The 292-nt window shown below is 51.7% G+C and carries 1 pseudogene; it reads left to right on the top strand.

Annotated elements, in window-relative coordinates:
* Positions 1-292: pseudogene (flgK, locus tag ACNQ0T_RS23920) on the top strand (flagellar hook-associated protein FlgK); the annotation flags it as partial.

The following is a 292-nucleotide window of genomic DNA, read 5'->3' as shown; positions in this document are numbered from 1 at the left end:
GGCATTTGCCGAGGCTTTCAACACCCAACACAAAGCCGGATTTGATGCTAACGGCGATGCCGGTGAAGATTTCTTTGCTATCGGTAAGCCCGCGGTTCTGCAAAACACGAAAAACAAAGGTGACGTTGCGATCGGTGCCACGGTAACTGATGCCTCCGCGGTACTGGCGACAGATTACAAAATCTCGTTCGATAATAATCAGTGGCAGGTCACCCGCCTTGCCAGCAATACCACTTTTACGGTGACGCCGGATGCCAACGGTAAAGTGGCATTTGATGGTCTGGAGTTGACG

This window comes from Enterobacter cloacae complex sp.6700776, from assembly GCF_048284255.1.
Taxonomy (GTDB): Bacteria; Pseudomonadota; Gammaproteobacteria; order Enterobacterales; family Enterobacteriaceae; genus Enterobacter; species Enterobacter intestinihominis.
The sequence above is the reverse complement of the archived record's forward strand: the minus strand, read 5'-3'. Positions and strand labels throughout refer to the sequence as shown.